16 protein-coding genes and 1 pseudogene are annotated in these 16,642 nt (G+C 35.0%); 12 read left to right on the top strand and 5 right to left on the bottom strand.

Annotated features, from left to right (window positions below; genetic code table 11):
• Nucleotides 1-450: 450 nt before the first annotated feature.
• From SB717_RS00700 to SB717_RS00675, 6 genes are all read left to right on the top strand, one after another.
• Nucleotides 451-1,632 carry an Alp7A family actin-like protein gene (locus SB717_RS00700; protein ID WP_410902984.1) on the top strand — a complete coding sequence of 394 codons (1,182 nt, stop codon included), beginning with the start codon at nt 451-453 and terminating at the stop codon, nt 1,630-1,632.
• A gap of 17 nt (nt 1,633-1,649) precedes the next feature.
• Nucleotides 1,650-2,027 (top strand): hypothetical protein, encoded by a 378-nt coding sequence (locus SB717_RS00695; RefSeq protein ID WP_074683053.1) that lies wholly within the window; start codon nt 1,650-1,652, stop codon nt 2,025-2,027.
• A 498-nt stretch (nt 2,028-2,525) separates the two neighbouring features.
• Nucleotides 2,526-3,101: a hypothetical protein gene (locus tag SB717_RS00690; protein ID WP_410902983.1), complete on the top strand. Its 576-nt coding sequence runs from the start codon at nt 2,526-2,528 to the stop codon at nt 3,099-3,101.
• 391 nt (nt 3,102-3,492) lie between these two features.
• Nucleotides 3,493-4,416, top strand: coding sequence for a LysR family transcriptional regulator (locus SB717_RS00685; protein ID WP_410903431.1), 924 nt, complete (start codon nt 3,493-3,495; stop codon nt 4,414-4,416).
• Nucleotides 4,417-4,581: 165 nt separating this feature from the next.
• Nucleotides 4,582-5,271 (top strand): alpha/beta fold hydrolase, encoded by a 690-nt coding sequence (locus SB717_RS00680; protein ID WP_081350991.1) that lies wholly within the window; start codon nt 4,582-4,584, stop codon nt 5,269-5,271.
• Between the two features lie 237 nt (nt 5,272-5,508).
• Complete coding sequence (locus tag SB717_RS00675; RefSeq protein ID WP_410902982.1) at nt 5,509-5,739, top strand: hypothetical protein; 231 nt, start codon at nt 5,509-5,511, stop codon at nt 5,737-5,739.
• A 164-nt stretch (nt 5,740-5,903) separates the two neighbouring features.
• Here the strand turns inward: SB717_RS00675 and SB717_RS00670 are convergent, their stop codons facing one another.
• Together SB717_RS00670 and mle are read right to left on the bottom strand one after the other, a co-directional pair.
• Complete coding sequence (locus tag SB717_RS00670) at nt 5,904-6,491, bottom strand: DUF4825 domain-containing protein (protein WP_410902981.1); 588 nt, start codon at nt 6,489-6,491, stop codon at nt 5,904-5,906.
• Nucleotides 6,492-6,725: 234 nt separating this feature from the next.
• Nucleotides 6,726-7,565 (bottom strand): alpha/beta fold macrolide esterase, encoded by an 840-nt coding sequence (mle, locus tag SB717_RS00665; RefSeq protein ID WP_098622325.1) that lies wholly within the window; start codon nt 7,563-7,565, stop codon nt 6,726-6,728.
• Between the two features lie 434 nt (nt 7,566-7,999).
• On the opposite strand from mle, the gene SB717_RS00660 reads away from it, so the two are divergent.
• The 3 genes and pseudogenes from SB717_RS00660 to SB717_RS00650 all read left to right on the top strand — a co-directional run bounded on the left by SB717_RS00660 (nt 8,000) and on the right by SB717_RS00650 (nt 10,111).
• The gene (locus SB717_RS00660; protein WP_328108139.1) at nt 8,000-8,776 is read left to right on the top strand and encodes an SDR family oxidoreductase; all 777 of its coding nucleotides are present in this window, start codon (nt 8,000-8,002) and stop codon (nt 8,774-8,776) included.
• Nucleotides 8,777-9,058: 282 nt separating this feature from the next.
• Nucleotides 9,059-9,169, top strand: a pseudogene (locus SB717_RS00655) (aminoglycoside phosphotransferase family protein); the annotation flags it as partial.
• Nucleotides 9,170-9,877: 708 nt separating this feature from the next.
• Nucleotides 9,878-10,111: a hypothetical protein gene (locus SB717_RS00650; protein ID WP_410902980.1), complete on the top strand. Its 234-nt coding sequence runs from the start codon at nt 9,878-9,880 to the stop codon at nt 10,109-10,111.
• Nucleotides 10,112-10,330: 219 nt separating this feature from the next.
• Here SB717_RS00650 and SB717_RS00645 read toward each other — a convergent pair whose 3' ends face one another.
• The 3 genes from SB717_RS00645 to SB717_RS00635 form a co-directional block, all read right to left on the bottom strand.
• A complete protein-coding gene (locus SB717_RS00645) occupies nt 10,331-11,218 on the bottom strand; it encodes a sensor histidine kinase (protein ID WP_410902979.1) in 888 nt (295 codons plus the stop codon).
• 417 nt (nt 11,219-11,635) lie between these two features.
• Nucleotides 11,636-12,355 (bottom strand): response regulator transcription factor, encoded by a 720-nt coding sequence (locus tag SB717_RS00640; RefSeq protein ID WP_410902978.1) that lies wholly within the window; start codon nt 12,353-12,355, stop codon nt 11,636-11,638.
• A gap of 93 nt (nt 12,356-12,448) precedes the next feature.
• A complete protein-coding gene (locus tag SB717_RS00635) occupies nt 12,449-13,741 on the bottom strand; it encodes a VTT domain-containing protein (RefSeq protein ID WP_410902977.1) in 1,293 nt (430 codons plus the stop codon).
• A 473-nt stretch (nt 13,742-14,214) separates the two neighbouring features.
• Here SB717_RS00635 and SB717_RS00630 point away from each other — a divergent pair, with 473 nt between their 5' ends.
• From SB717_RS00630 to SB717_RS00620, 3 genes are all read left to right on the top strand, one after another.
• Nucleotides 14,215-15,417 (top strand): MGDG synthase family glycosyltransferase, encoded by a 1,203-nt coding sequence (locus tag SB717_RS00630; RefSeq protein WP_410902976.1) that lies wholly within the window; start codon nt 14,215-14,217, stop codon nt 15,415-15,417.
• Nucleotide 15,418: 1 nt separating this feature from the next.
• Entirely contained in the window at nt 15,419-16,117 is a 699-nt protein-coding gene (locus SB717_RS00625; RefSeq protein ID WP_410902975.1) for a polysaccharide deacetylase family protein, read from the top strand.
• 308 nt (nt 16,118-16,425) lie between these two features.
• Nucleotides 16,426-16,548 carry a hypothetical protein gene (locus tag SB717_RS00620; protein ID WP_312036221.1) on the top strand — a complete coding sequence of 41 codons (123 nt, stop codon included), beginning with the start codon at nt 16,426-16,428 and terminating at the stop codon, nt 16,546-16,548.
• Nucleotides 16,549-16,642: the final 94 nt, after the last annotated feature.

The raw sequence follows: 16,642 nt of genomic DNA, 5'->3' as shown, positions 1-16,642 counted from the left end.
ATGTGATCTAATACTACCAAACAATATTTTAAGTCTCTTGACGAATATAAGTATTATCTTGACACATTCCGCTTTCCCACCAGGAGTATTTGTCTTACCCTTCAATCAACTGCTAGAAAGACCTAAACAAATGAAGTCCGCGTTTACCTTAATAAAAAAACAAACTACTAATCGAAAATCTTGATCAATAGTTCGTTTTTCACTTCATCTAAAATACTTTTGTCTCAACCTCTTTTTTCACCAGAATCTCTACTTCCGACTTTCTTATTCCCGAAAAAAACTTTCCTGACACTGTTTTTTCTGACCTCGAAATAAGTTCAACTAGATAAAAAAATGTTGATATGTGTAAGTTTTTGATGATAAATCAGTTGAACTGAAGGATTGAAAATCTACCTTTTCTTTTGTATAATAAGTTCAACAGAAGTTCAACTAAAAAAGAGGTGTATAGAGATGAAAATTTCACGTTTTAATAAAGACTGTGGGAACTCAGTCGATATGAATATCATAGATGGATATCTATTTGATTTCCAAACCAACGTAGTAGAACTCCAAAAAGAAGCTGCTGATTCATTCTTTACAGATGCTGTTACAGCACCAGAGGAATTTAAAAAGCGTATCTTACTATCTACAATCATTGGAGAAGAAGAAAAAGAACGTTATTTCTTAGTGGGTGACAGTGCCGCCAGCCAACAATTAGCAAACAATCACATCAATCGTTTACATAATAAAATTACAAGTCATATTCCATACGTAACATTTTTAGCTGCCGTTGCATATTACCATGCGTTACATACAAAAGATCAAAAGGACAACATCATTGAGATCGACTATTTTTCTACAATGTTACCAATCTGGTTACTAAAAAAAGAAAGTACTTTCGGAGAAGCGCAAAAGGCTATGGCAGATCGCTTTGTAGGTGATCACACGTTTTATATCCATACCCCAGGATTTGAAAAAGAATTAAAAGTATCTGTGAAAGAAAGTGTTTGTTTAAAAGAAGGTGAAATTGCACGTTTTGCGTTAAAGAAAGACCTAACCCTTCAAAACCGTGAAGATGCTAATGAATATGTGGAATGTGAAACCGTAATGATCGATATCGGTGGAGGATCCATTGATGTTGTAATCTTACCTGAAGGGCTGAAGGCTGCGAACAGTCGTGAATCGTTCCAAAGTATCGAGGGTATTCCCTATTTAGCACATATCGATAAGTTACGAAAAGAGAAATTCCCAGAGTTGTTTACCGATTTACGCGCTTTCGATCAATTTATTTTAGATAACTACAGTAAACAAAAGTTTGAACTGAAAAATGAAAACACAGGCCAATCCATTGATTTAACAGCTCAAATCAAATCTTCTCTAAGAGATTATGTAGAGATCTTACTAGCTAAGTTAAATGATGTGGCTCCGCCGCCAGCGAATAAATTACGTAAATACGTATATTGTGGGGGTGTCGCTCCTACACTAGAAATAGCTATTATGAATAGCATGCGTGAAAAAATTGGCGAAGAACGCACAGAGAAATATCATAAAGTGCCTGAGGATAGTCGTCACTTGAATTTATTCGGCTTAGAAATCCGAAGCATGGGGTACCTTCAAAAGAAACAAGCCGAGAAGAAAGCCGTTAAATCCTAACAGCGTAGGTGATAACCATGTCAGAGCGTCAGAACGCCTTTACAATTAAAACTAATCAGTTGAGTGATGAAGTCTATGATATACTTGCAAAATATGCAAAGTCTCGAAAATTAGGGGATTATATTTCATCTTTAATTGTTCGTGACCTTCATCGTTCATCTTCTAATCAAGTAGAACTAGGACACAGAACAGAAGAACTTCTTGAACATATCAATTCCGAACTACGGGAATTAAAGAAATTAGCTCAGTCCAACGGGTTTGTGAGTAAACAAGGGGAGATAGAAGAGAAACCTTCAGAAAGCCACCAAACCTTCAAAGAAGGTAAGATTGCAGATCTAGAGCAATTATCTGGGTCACTAGATGATGATGATTTAGAGGAATATAGTGATTTTTAATTAAAAAACTACTAGTATGTGGGACGAGACTGTCCCACATACTAGTAGTTTTTTTTGTTTTCAATATGTCTATTAGTTTTTGATGCATTATCATATGTACAAAAAACATGTTCAAACTAAAAAAATAATGAGAAGGAACAGTTTATTTATGGACAATAAATCAGTACAAGTACTTTTATTTATTCTAAATCTTCTTTGTCTCAAGAACGTTAAGAATTAGGTATTCTAAATACTATATTGAAGCGTAATCACACCATGAAGTGATAGATAGAAGGAATCAGCACAGTCATGGGATACTAATAACAAACATGACGTGGGAATAGGTATGGGGATATTGTTTGAGCTAAGGCATAGTTATGAACATAAAAACACCAAGCGAGCGTAAAACATCTTGGTGTTTTTATTTGTACCCTAAATAAAAGTTTATAAATATAAAATATAGAAAATTAGTTAACATATGTTTATTGTTGTGGGATAAAAAATGTTTGGAGGAGAAATATGAAAAAGTTCTATCTTGGTTTGTTTGTTATTTGTTTGGTGTTTATCATTTCCGCTTGTTCAAAAACGGAATATGTAAACAATGTTGAGTACTTAAAATTACAAAAAGCAGAGGTAACGTTAACAGATGATAAAAAAATCGTTGGGGAAATGATAGTACCTGATAAAAAGAATAAAAGTAAAAGTATCGTTCCAACGGAGTTACACTATACATTCACGATGGAAAATAAGTCTAATAATATTATGGCTCTCTCTGATTTTGCTAAAACAAACATTCGCATAGAACCAGATAAGGAGTTAGTATCAGCTGTAAAAGAAGCAATTGGTTCAAATATTTATAATATGGATGACAATAAGTTAGGTATCGGTATGAGTATAGGAGAAATTCCATCTAAAGGAACAAGTAAATTTACTCTTAGTTATACCTTAGGAGCAAAGGAAAAAAATAATGAACTACCTCTTTTACCAACTGAAGAAAAACTAAAAAGGCTACAAGCTAATGCGTTAAAGGGTATACTCATTATCTCCCAAGATGAAAAGGATATTGCAAAGTTTAGGTTAGATTCAAGCCAATAAACATAATTATAAGTTTAAATAGGTTAATAGCTCGCTAACTCTGTATATCGTCAGCGTTAGCGAGCTATTGTTTTTATATTTATACGCTTGTATGTGGATTTGCTTTTCCCAAAAATAAAATTGATTAGCCTTACTTATTTGGTTACGATAAGCGCTCGAATAATTTCATTCCAATAGTATTTGAAGTTTTTGTCACTTGTATTTTTTTGCAATAGAACGGTTGGTTCCTTTGTATCCTCTTTTTTGATAGACATTATGATTTCCCCTTATCTCTTTATATTTAGTATGTTGTGGTTTGATTTACCATATTTTATAATGAAATTAGCAATCATTAAAGATGAACATTACGATTGAATCAATCGAAATATCCGATTATACAGAGGTGAGGAAAATCGAAATAAAACAACTGATTACATTTAAAACAGCTGCAGAAAATTTAAATTTTACATATACAGCTAAAATTTTGAACTTTGCTCAATCAAGCGTTACCGCTCAAATAAAAGCTCTTGAGAATGAACTTGAAACTCCTTTATTTGAACGTCTCGGAAAGCGCTTGGTTTTAACAGAGGCAGGTCGAGAATTTAAAAGGTACGCCGATAAAATGATTCAATTGACTAAGGAAGCAAAAAACGCTGTAAGTGGAGTGGAAGAGCCTGCGGGTACACTCATTATTGGATCTTCTGAAAGCCAGTGTACATATAGGTTACCTCCAATATTAAAAGAGTTTAAGGATCAATTTCCAAAGGTGAAAACGATTTTTAAGCCCACTTACTCTCAAGCACAAACAAGAGCGCAGCTACTAGACGGCACTCTTGATATCGCCTTTACAATGGAGCCTATCCAGCATCATGATGCAAATCTACATACACAATGTCTTGTTGCAGAAGACTTAAAAATTATTGCTTCTCCTCAGCATCCTTTAGCTGATAAAACGGATATCTACTTAGAAGAGCTTGAAAATGAGACTCTTTTGTATACTGAGTCGGGGTGTTCATACCGGGTAGTATTGGAAAACTTGTTTCGCGAGGCGGGTATTTGTACATCAACTAAATTTGAATTTGCAAGCGTGGAAGCTATTAAGCAATGCGTCATGCTAGATTTAGGTATTGCGATATTGCCCGAAGTAGTAGTAAAAGGAGAGCTTGAGAAAGGCATGTTAAAAGAATTGGCTTGTACTAAAATTGATACGACTCTTTATACACAAATGTTTTGGCATAAAGATAAATTTATGTCTCTTCCTTTACAATCTTTTATTCAATTGGCTTGCAGTACTTTTGGTTTAAATTATATAGGTATCGAAAGTAAAAAACTCTAGGTGCATTATGCTGACTAAAGAATCACACAGGATACATAAAATAATCTAATATCTTTCCTAATAAGATAAGAAGTGAAGGAAATCTTCATTCCTTCGCTAATATATAGATGAACCTTAATAAACTAGATTTTAATTGGTGAAATCTGAGTTAGGAGTTGATCTAATTTGAAAATGCGAGTAAATCAAATTGAACTAAATGGTTTAACATTTCAATATCGAGAGGCAGGCGAAGCTTCGGCACCCGCTATTATTGCACTTCACGCTTTGGGAATGAGTGCAGAGTCTTGGGATGAAGTAGCAGCTGTATTAGGAGAGGAATATCGATTTTTAGCTTTAGATCAGCGAGGACACGGTGGAAGTGAAAGAACCAGTACTTATACGTTTGAACTTATGTGTGATGACTTACTTCAGTTCGTAAATGCGATGAATTTGGAGCGCTTTACGTTGATTGGGCATTCTATGGGCGGTACGGTGTCCTATCTTTTTTCGGAAACATTTCCAGAAAGGGTAGATCAATTGATTGTTGAAGACACTCCTCCACCTTTTACAGGAGAAAAGTTCGAAACTCCTGCCAAACCGCCTGGTCCTTTACCGTTTGACTGGGAGGTTGTACCTTCAATTCTTCAACAGTTAAACAATCCCAATCCTAAATGGTGGGAAAGTCTTACAGAGATAATTGCACCTACTCTCATCATAGGAGGAGGCTCCAGCCATATTCCTCAAGATAAATTGCAAGAAGTTTCTAAGCGCATTCCAAATTGTAAATTAGTAACGATAGAAGGGGCTGGACATGAGGTGCATACAGGAAACTTATCCGCTTTTTTAACTGCTGTGAAAAGCTTCCTTGCTTTGTGACTTTCTGGAGCTTTTATTTAATTTGAAAGATTGGTTAAGTAAATAACATGGTTAAAATTATTAAACTTTTACAGAAAGGGAGACTATACGTTAGTCTCCCTTTTAATCTATGGATATGTTAATATATAGATTATATGTAATAAAATATCTTTTATGAAAGATAAATAAATGCCTTTTAATAGTAGTAGTGAATGCTATAAATCATTAAATGAGCATGTTTGAAAGGAAGAGATTTTCTTGTTGAAATTTATAGAAAAAGGTTTTTTCTACGGCCTTATTTTAGGAGGATCATTAGGTTTCTTTGTGATTCCATATAAAGAAGTTGAATCAGTCGGTGATGGTGTAACAGAAACAACCTATTTAAACCTTATTGATTTTATTATTCATCTAATTCGCTTTAGTGTAGCTATGGCTGTAGTGGGAGCGGTAATAGGTTTCTTTCTTTATAGAAAAAAGAGTTTGGAGTGATTCACCCAAGTTTTTTCCGGCTGGTGATTGGAGGGCAAGGCAAAGACTCCCGCGGAAAGCGAAGCCTTGCACGGAAATCAACTGCGGTGTCACAAGCGGTTCACCTCACGTATACTAGTTGTTCACCTTTAGATTGGATTCATTTCGTTATGTCTCAACACCTTTTATTCTTTTACTATAGGAACATTCTTAAAAAATTGTTCTCGAATAGCTGCCGATTTAACTGTTTTATTTATCTTTTCTTTATTATGATCTATAAATTGCTGTGCTTTTTCTTTATCAAATAATTTATTACTATCCGGTAAAGTTTTAATGTTGTCGGAAATAAACTGTTCCATTTCTTTTCTAGATACTGAGAATTTTTGATTGTCTACTTTAAAACTGTAACCTTGAGCATTAGGCACTAATATTGTTAAATAAATAGCATTGTAAAGAAAGTTTTTCTCCAATGTATTCTTATTGTCAAACCAATACTTTAACATTTCGTCTTCTGATAAAGAGCCCTCTTTAGTACCATAAATTATTTTTGGTGTTTTATTATGTAAATTAATTTCTTTAAACGTTTCTCCTCCGGGCAATGCTCTTACGATAGCTACTACGTTAGAATTATCTCCAACATAAGTTCCGCTGTGGTCTTTAAGCTCTTTTACATCAACAGTGTTAATACTCGTGACTTCTTCTTGTGAAGAACAGCCGGTTATACCTACAAGGATTAATAAGATTAAACAAAAAAGCACCTTAAAATAGTTCATAAAAACCTCCATTTTATTACTTAAATACCCTTATGTGGATTTTTTTCAGGAATTATCAGTGTATCGTAAATATGATGTTTTGAAAAGATGCAGGTACTTTTGTACAAAACACCCTTTGCTATAGGAGACATTTTGTATACTGTAAGTAGAAGGAAGGAACTTTGAAACATAAAAAGACCCCAAAGCGATTTCTTAAAAAATCGCTTTGAAGTCTTCATATCTCATGTTTTACTTTTAGGAGCTAATCTCTACAATTGATTCGATAATTTGTTCCCAGTCTTCACTATGGACTTCATGTCCTGTACCCTCAAGAGCTATTAATTTAGCATGAGCAATAGCTTTTGCAAGAGCAAGTCCATGTTCGTATGGGAGTGCTGGATCTTCTGTCCCATGAATGATCAGTGTAGGTATACTAATTTCACTTGATCTGTCATAATATTGGCCTCCTCCTTGAAGCAAAGCATGGTTAAATCGACTCGGCAGCTGTTTGGCACGGGCGGCTTCTCTTTCTGCTAGCTTATACATTCTTTCCTCTTCATAAGGTTTTGTTCCACTTAAAGTTTCCCATCCACCTGCAAGGTAGTGAACGATTGCCTCTTGATTTGACCAGTCTATGGAAGTGCTTTTTGTATGATAATCAAGTATACGCTGGTCCATTGGAGGCAATTTTTCCGCCTCCGTTCCAAATACACTTGATGCAATTAAAGTAAGAGAATCTATGCGATCCGGATATCTAAGAGCAAGAATCTGACCTATCATCCCGCCCAATGACATTCCAACAATATGAGCTTTTTCTATAGAATAAGCATCTAAAACGCCAATTGCGTCATCAGCCATATCCGTTATCGTATAGTTAGAGGTACCGGGTGGATAAGTGGTAGATCGCCCTAAATCACGATGGTCGTAACGAATAACAAATCTCTCCCTTTCGGCAAGACGAAGACAGAAGTTTTCATCCCACCAATCTAACGAAGACATTGCTCCCATTATTAGTAGTACAGCCGGGTTGTTAGGGTTTCCAAAACTTTCTGTACAAATTTCCACTTTGTTAATTTTCAGTATCTGTTCATTCATTCGTATACCTCCTTTTAAATGTTAGAGAAATGAAAAGCAGCCCCTTATTCAGTTCTCTAAAATGAGGTTATTTCCTTTTGAAATTTTATTTAGGGAATCGATTATTCTGCCTATCTCTTTATCAAAGAGTGAAATATACCTAAAACTAAGGGGAGGGGACGAGCATAAACTTGTTAGAGACCGAGAGTTTACTACCTGTAATAAGTTCTATATTGACTAGAATAGAGCAGGAAAGTTGAAGGCACGTATGGAAGACTAATCATGTGAGGTAAAACGAGAATGAATGATTAATATGGAGAAAATACCTTTTAAACTTTACTTACATTTTTTCATTTATTACAACTTAATAGATTAATATACATATACAGGATTGCTGAATACATGTGCTATTGGTGAGCATACCTTTGTTCAGCGTTCCCATGAGGAGATGCTTTATGAAGCGGTTAATAAATAAAATTGCGATTGTTACTGGTGCTAGCCGGGCAAAAGGTATTGGTACTGAAATATGCAGGGAGTTAGCTAAAGAAGGAGCGGATATTTTTTTCACTCATTGGTCAAATTATGATCGTTTAATGAATTATTGTAATGAGGATGATTTTAATTGGTCAAAGCACCTGATTGAGGAGATTCGCAGTCTAGGCGTACGATGTGAATCGATGGAATTGGATTTATCACAGCCCGGTGCACCAAGAAAACTGCTTAATACAGTTCAAACCAAACTGGGTTCTCCATCAATCCTTGTAAATAATGCAACACATTCTATGGACGTGGATTTTCGTTCAATAGATGCTGATGTTCTCGACGCTCATTATAGCGTGAATGTTAGAGGAACATGCCTTTTAACTGTTGAGTTTGCACGTCTAATCGAAGGCAAGCATGGCGGGCGAATTATTAATATGGTATCAGGTCAAGATAAGTCACCTGAGCCTGGAAATTTGGCTTATGTTACAACAAAAGGGGCTGTTTCTACATTTACTAAATCAGTTGCTATTGAATTAGCACCTCTTAAAATTACTGTTAACGCTGTGGATCCTGGACCGACTAATACTGGATGGATGAGCAGTAAGTTGAAGGAAGATTTACTGCCGAAATTCCCAATGGGCCGGCTTGGTGAGCCCCGGGATGCCGCAAAATTAGTTATCTTTTTAGCAAGTGAAGAAGCAGAATGGATTACCGGGCAAATTATCCACTCTGATGGAGGATTTTGGTGATTTAACATAGTAGTAGTCTTCCATTTTTTTAGAGGATTTTTGTATGAAACAAGCAGTTAAAAGGATCTTCGAATGAAGATTCTTTTTTATAATGTAACGTAACATGACTATAACCGATTTTCTACACCTTATCAGTCAGTCCCCAGATTGTTGCTAGGCTATAAAAGAAAAAGTACGAGCTTTTCTAAATCAGTAGTAAAATAAGGTATTTCATTTATGATGAATGCTTTATCATTTTCACTTATTGCCGACAAATAGGATATGTTCAGGGGGAATGTTTATATGCCAAGCTTTGAGGACGAAGAAGTGCTAACAGGAGGGAATGTCTCTAACGTTTATCGCTCGGGAGATACTGTACGACGAGAATTGAAATCAGATAGCCATAAATTTCATATATGTAAATGATGGTTGTTATTCTTGATAGGGGAGCACTTGTTATGCGAATTATTAATATTAGAGAACAGGTAGAGTACAAAGATCAAGCTATTGAATATATTCAGAGTAAGTGGGCGAGTAAAGAGAATTTAAGACTTTATGAAGACTGTATTATACATAGCTTAAAGACAAATAATTGTATTTAATAGATTAACTATTAATTTTTATTTGAAATGTTTTTAACTGTTTGAACTAGTGAATAGCGGGTATAAGTTGATTATACAAGCGTAGTGCCCCCCAGGAACATGCATGTATATTTCTTTTTCTTACTTACCCTGTTTGAATCCTCTTTTTATGGAGGGTTCTTTTTTGCGTCTAAAAGATATAACTTTTTAAATTATATATCAAGCACTTTAATCATGTATGTATTTTATACTCAACAAATCAATGCAACAACAGCATTATAAGATGAAAGAGATTCAGTGTTTATGTAAGTTGCAGCAACAAAAAAATCGTTATGGCACTAAGAGCCAGCTTTTATATGTGCTCTAGAAAGAGGCATTATGTTGAGTAGAAATGAATGTAAGAGAAATTGCAGAAATGCTAAGGGCAAGTATGTCTAAATTTTCATTTATAAAATATTTTTTGTGCTTTTACGCGCTTTGTTTATGCCAATTTTCGTTTTTTCATAGTATGTACTATAAATGTGTATAGGGAGGTGAAGTTATGCCAGGACGTCGTAGTGGAGAGCGTCGTACATCTCAATCTCGCTCTATAGTAGATAATTTTCGAAGAGGAGATAAAATTCAAGTTTTTTCTGCTGGAAGACAGCTTGATGGAAATGGTACGTTTATTCGAGCAGAAGGCGGATTTTTAGTATGGGAAGATAATTCAGGTAATAGAAATATGACTAGTTTAGAAAGTATCAGCGTTCACAGATTAAGAAAACGCAACTGCTAATAAGTTGGACAGGCTCTGATTTTATATAAATGAAAAAACACCTTCAAGCTGATAACTAGGTATGGAGGACCGAGCAATCACTTGGAGGTGTTTTTTTTTCATGAAAAATTGGTGATTTCGTTTCGAATGTACGCATTAGGTAGCATTTTTAGAGATAAAATATTTATAATTGCTGCCTCGCTAGTGGTACATGAGCCAATTTATATAAAAGCGACTTACTCAGTTCGTAAGGGGAAAAGTAACTTTAATCTCTGTTCCAATATGTTCTTTACTTTCTATCTCAATTTCTCCTTTATGGAGGTTCACAATATTTTTAGCAATAGCTAATCCTAGTCCGCTTCCTCCCGAATCCCGTTTGCGGGCTTTGTCTACTCGATAAAACCTTTCAAAAACATGAGATTGTTCTTCTTGCGGTATGCCGATGCCATAATCTTTTATTCGAAGAATTCCCATATGCTGATTACTTTCTAAAAAGACCTCAATGACATCGGTACTATACTTTATGGCATTATCTAAAAAGATAATGATTACTTGTTTTAGCTTCAATTCATCTCCCTTGATGAAAATGGAGTGGGAATTTTTATGCAGGATAATAGGTCGGTCATAAACTTGCATGAACTGAGTTACAAGGGCTGTACTGAGAGAGACAAGATCAACTGATTTTATGTCAACAGGTTTGGAATCCTCTAATTCAGCTAAACTTAACAGTGTTTTGGTCAAATTTTTCATTCTATTTGTTTCTAAATAAATAGCCTCAATTGCTTCTTTTGCTATTTTTTCATCTTGTGTTCCATGCCTTCTAAGAATTGTAATAAAGCTGCTAATAACAGTCACAGGCGTTTTTAACTCATGCGAAGCATCGGAAACAAACTGCCTTTGTTTATCTGAGTTTTCCTTCAGTTTACTAATCATCCGGTTAAATGTAGCGGCCATTTTATACACTTCATCTTTTGTTTCAGTTTGTATACTAATCTTTTTTAACGTTCCACTTTGTTCAATATCCTCCATTGTGGAAATCATTGATACAATAGGCTTCATAATAATAGTCGATAACCATCTGCCGGCTAGAAAAGAAAGAAGAACAGAAATAACGGTAACAGTCCCCATTATGGATAAAATAATGTCTTTACGACTTTCTAGTCCAGGTAATCTCTCACTTATTTCTAACGTACCTATGACTTTTTGATTTTGACGAATCGGTACGTGAACGACTAAATTTTGATGTTCTTGAAAAGATCTAAGTTCAAAGTTCTTTTCTGAACAAGAACTTTGTCGTTAGTGACTTGATTAATAGTTGTAGAGTTCGGCCCCACGATTCGAATAAAAGAGTGACTAGGCATGTAAGAGTTTAAAAGGTTTTTGTCGAGTGTTAAGGATTCGGAAATGTGGTGTTTTTTCAACATTTCATTCGCATTTTTGAAGACTAAATGTGCTTCCATATTAACGGTCGTTTTCATAAATAAAAAAAATACAATCGTATTTACAATGAGCAAGCTGACTAACAGAGAAACTGTAATAAACAAGTTAACCTTGGTAGTAATTTTCATATGGTTCCTTTCTTATCACATATCCTACTCCTCTGACGGTGTGAATCAAGGAAGAGGTAATATCTTCTTCTATTTTCTTTCTCAAATGTCCAATATACACATCTACTACGTTTGTTTCTCCTTCATAATCATAGCCCCAAACGGTCAAAAGGATATTTTCTCTGCTTAATACGATATTTTGATTTTTTAGTAAATAAACAAGCAAATCATATTCTTTCGGCGTTAATATAATCGTTTTGTTTTTTCTTATTACTTCTCTGCTCTCTAGATTTACAGATAAATCTTCTATTGATAAATGAACATCTTTTTTGTCAGTAACTTCTTGAATGATAGCTCTATGACGAAGACTATTGCGTACCCTAGCTAACACCTCTTCTATTTCAAAGGGCTTGGTGATGTAATCATTTGCTCCATGATCTAGTCCCATCACTTTATCTAGCGTAGTGTCACGGGCTGTCAAAAGAATAACAGGGAGGTAGACGTTCTTTTTTCTAATTCTTCGAAGGACTTCGATACCGCTAAGTTCTGGAAGCATGACGTCTAATAAAACTAAATCAATACTATTATGTAAAGCAGCTTCAAGGCCGCTTTTTCCTTCGTGCTCTACGAATACTTGGTATCCTTCATGCTCAAGCTCAATTTGAAGAGCTCTCGCAATCATTTCTTCATCTTCAACGATTAAAATACAGTTTTGCATGCAGGTTCTCCTTTCTCATCGTTCAAAATATAATAAACTTCATTTGGACAAGGGAAGTTCCTGTTTAGTTAGACCTTCCTTTTTAGTGAACCACTATAGATTAATACCTTTCATAAGACGGAAGGTTTCAAGAAGTAAAACGTTTAACCCTAGCCATACTCCTCCAAATACATATCCTGCTGCAATATCGCTGGGATATTGTATGCTGAGATACAAACGACTAATCGCAATAAGCAACAACATAAGAATGGCTGCTATTGGTGCTAATGTAGGAACCCATAATCTTTTAGAGTGTCGAACCAGCATAAACACAGCAAACCCATAAATAACAAAAGCCATTAAAGACTGCTCGCTTGGAAAGGTGTATGAAAGGTGTTCTATTAACGACTTTCTAATAGGGGAGAAATGATGGAAAATTCGTCTCAGACTTTCTTCGTACAGCTCTCCGCCGCCTGCAACAACTATCAGAGATAATAATTCAATTTTTTTATCTCTGCCTTTCCATAAAATCCATACAAGTGTAAAGAAAATCAATGCTATCAGAACTTGCCTAGATCCCAGCATGAAAAATACCCACATTGGTACATTCCAATCTTTATTAAAAAGGGCTGTTATTAATAAACTCGTTATTTTGTTAAAATCTCCAAACTCGTTTGCGATAAAGTCTTGCGTCATTCCAACCATAAGCAGAATAAACCCTAATGTAACCAATGCTGTAAATATGAAAACAAGACCTGCCCGTTTCCGCGTATGAAATACGTTTACTATCCACTTGAGGGAATTAATTGCTATCTTTTTAATCGTTACTTTGAACTTTTTATAAATGTAAATAGCTGCGAACAAACTTACAGCTACAATCATCCCAATGACAAAATACTTCTTAATAGAATGGTGAAACTGTTCCCACTGAGGCCCTAATAACTTTCCTAAAGTAATAAATGTGGTGACCCAAAGAAATGATCCACTATAGGCATACAGTGCATACGTACGAAAGGGAAGGCGAGTAATTCCTGAAAAATATCCTGTAATATGTCTAATAACTGGGAGGAAATAAGCAATAATCAACAGCTTGTTTCCATGTACACTAAACCATTTTGACATTCTTTCAATTCGGTCTGGCCCCATATGAAGGGTTTTTCCGTATTTATCAAAAAAAGGAGTCCCTAACTTATAGCCTACCCCGTAGGCTATGGTCATTCCAACCATACTCCCCGTACCAGCTACCAAGATACTTCCCACCCAGCTTAAATGTCCTTGAAAAGCAAGAACCCCAGCGTAGCCCATAAGCAGTTCGCCTGGAAGAGGGAGCGCAAGAAGTTCCAGCATTAATGCTAGAAACAGTACGACATATCCGTATTGATTTATATAAGATGTGATAAAATCCATGGTTTGTCCTTCTTTCATAGTATGTATTTACCTAAAGCACAGTTAGTGACTTAAATTTTATTGAAAATAGGAGAAGTGAAAAGATTAATTTCACCTTTGTTTTTTTAATGTAGCACTATTTATAAAAAAAACTGGATTTTTCATTGATTTTTAATGTTATTTTTAGCCTATTTTTAATTACAAAACGTAGACTGAAAATGTGCTATTTGAAAGCTCAACTTAAGACTGTATATTATTTCTAATAAATAGTGTAAGAAATTCCTAAACAATCTATGTAACGAAAAAGAAGAAAAGATGCACCACAAAAATTGATTAAAAAGGCTAAATACCCGATATTAATTTTTTTATCATGTTTACTCTTTTATCAGTAGAGTAATTCTTTACTTGCATAAACAAAAGAACAAAAAGATGTGGTGAATAGTTCAAATTTCATCATATGACAGAAGAATAAAAACTATAAGGAGGGAAAAGTCATGAACAATCGTGAAAAAGATAAATACCTCATTCTTTCCGCTACGTTTGGAGAGGGGCATAAACAAGTGGCAAATGCGATAAGCGAGGCAGTAAATGAGATGGTTGCTGATGCCGAGCCTATTACCATGGATATCATGGAGTGGATTCATCCCAACCTCTATCCAATCAGCCACTATATTTATAAAAAAAGCATTAAGAAGTTTCCTCAAGTGTACAGCTTTTTGTATAAAAAAACTCGTGTAAAAAATTCGTTTTCCGTTAAGCTAAATTCGATCTTTTTGTCGGGCATGCAAACTGTGCTTAAAATCATACAGGAAATAAAGCCGAAAGTAGTGGTTAGTACCTATCCATTTGCCGCCGGGATTATATCGAGATTAAAAGAGCAAGGGTTAATTGATATTCCAGCCGTAACCATCATTACAGATTATACGGATCATTCTTATTGGATTCATCCCTCTACAGATCAATATGTAGTAGGATCTGCTCAATTACGCGACCAATTGATTAGGTTAGGTGTAGAAAAAGATAAAATTAAAAACACTGGAATACCTGTGCGGAAAAGATTTGTGGATGTTCTTCCAAAGGATCTTCTCTTAGATAAATATATGATTAATCCAAATATGTTCACCCTGCTCATCATGGGAGGGGGAGACGGATTTTTTGGGAAAGGACTTTCAACCTTTAAGGCCTTAGAGTCCATCTCTACACCGATTCAACTTTTTATAGTATGCGGTAAAAACAAGAAGTTAAAAACACAATTAGAATGGGAATTAAAAGACTCCAAGCATGACGTGAGAATTTTGGGATACTGTGAAAGTATTGAAGAATTAATGGTTATTTCAGATTTAATGATCAGCAAACCGGGGGGAGTAACAACCTCTGAGGCAATGGCGATGAGTTTGCCAATACTACTTTATCATTCATTACCAGGACAAGAAGAAGACAATGCAGAGTATTTATGTCGTTCGGGATTCGCACTGTCTGCACAGTCAGAAAAAGAGTTGATTGCGCAAATTGAAAATCTTGTCCGCGATTCAGCATCTTTAAGATGGATGAAACAAAGGATGAAAAAATATCAAACCAAAACATCATCCACGGAAGCTATCCATGTCATTGTCGAAGCAGCAAGATGCGGCTCATTACGTAACGTAACAGATAGTAGAACGATACAAAAGCAAAAGGAGATAGAGGTGAGTATATGATATGGAGTTCATGATTTTTGTTATTATTTTTTTAATTTTATTATACACTGTTATTCCGTATTTCCTATCACGTGGTCTAGGAGTGAACGTAGTTAAAACAGGAAGGGATTTATCCAAAATTGCTTTTACATTTGATGATGGTCCCAATCCTATTTATACCCCCATACTTCTTGATTTACTGAAGAAAAATGAGGTGAAGGCAACCTTTTTTGTGGTCGGTACTAAAGCAGAAAAGTACCCTGAACTGATTCAGCGAATGCATAATGAAGGTCACTTAATCGGAATTCATAATTACGTACATCAATCCAACTGGTTTATGCCGCCTTGGAAAGTTCGAAAAGGACTGAAGGATACAGCCAAGGTGATTGAAGCTATCACAGAAGTCGAACCTATTTATTATCGCCCACCTTGGGGAATGCTCAACCTTTTCGATTTTATGAGAAGAGGTAAATATAAGATTATTCTATGGTCAATCATGGCGGAAGATTGGCGAACCTCTGGCGGAAGCGAAAAGATTAAACAACGTCTAGCAAACATAAAAGGCGGAGACGTCATTTTGCTACACGACTGCGGAGATACGCTCGGGGCGGAATCTGACGCTCCAAGAAATACAATTAATGCGTTAAGAGATGTATTAAAAACAGTACAAACAAAAGGATTCACTTGTGTCCGTGTTGATGAATTGGTAGAGAAGCTATAGGTAGTAAGACAACTATCTTTATTAAATGAAAACTTGCGAATGACATTTTAATTCTCGTCATTACAATAACTAAACATCTTATCTGTTATAAGAAAAGAACCTCTATTTTAAAGAGGTTCTTTTTTATGGTCAGTAAAAATATATGGTAATATAATCATATATTGGTTATATTTATAATTTCGTGATTTTTAAAATCTATGTTGAATCAGCAGTCAATTTAAATGACATCTATGAAAGTAGGGTAGTTCTTGAAAAAAGTTATTTTGAAATTCTTAGTATATTTTTTCATTTTCTTTGGAGGAAACTTAATGATTAATATTCTGTTCACCTCTAATTTTGATCTTTTAACAGCATTTTCAACCGCTTTTGGAGTTTCCTTTGGGATTGCTTTCTTTGAGTATTATACATATAAAAAAGGCAAGGAAGCGTAAAATGCTGTGTTTTTGAGCCAATACATAAAAGATTTTATTAGAAACTTAAATATCATAGTATTAAATTATAAAAATTTTGAGGTTTAAGATGGGA

The sequence above is a fragment of the Priestia sp. SIMBA_032 genome (genome assembly GCF_046535215.1).
GTDB lineage: Bacteria > Bacillota > Bacilli > Bacillales > Bacillaceae_H > Priestia > Priestia aryabhattai.
Note: the sequence above shows the minus strand (reverse complement) of the source record. Positions and strands in the feature narration are given on the sequence as shown.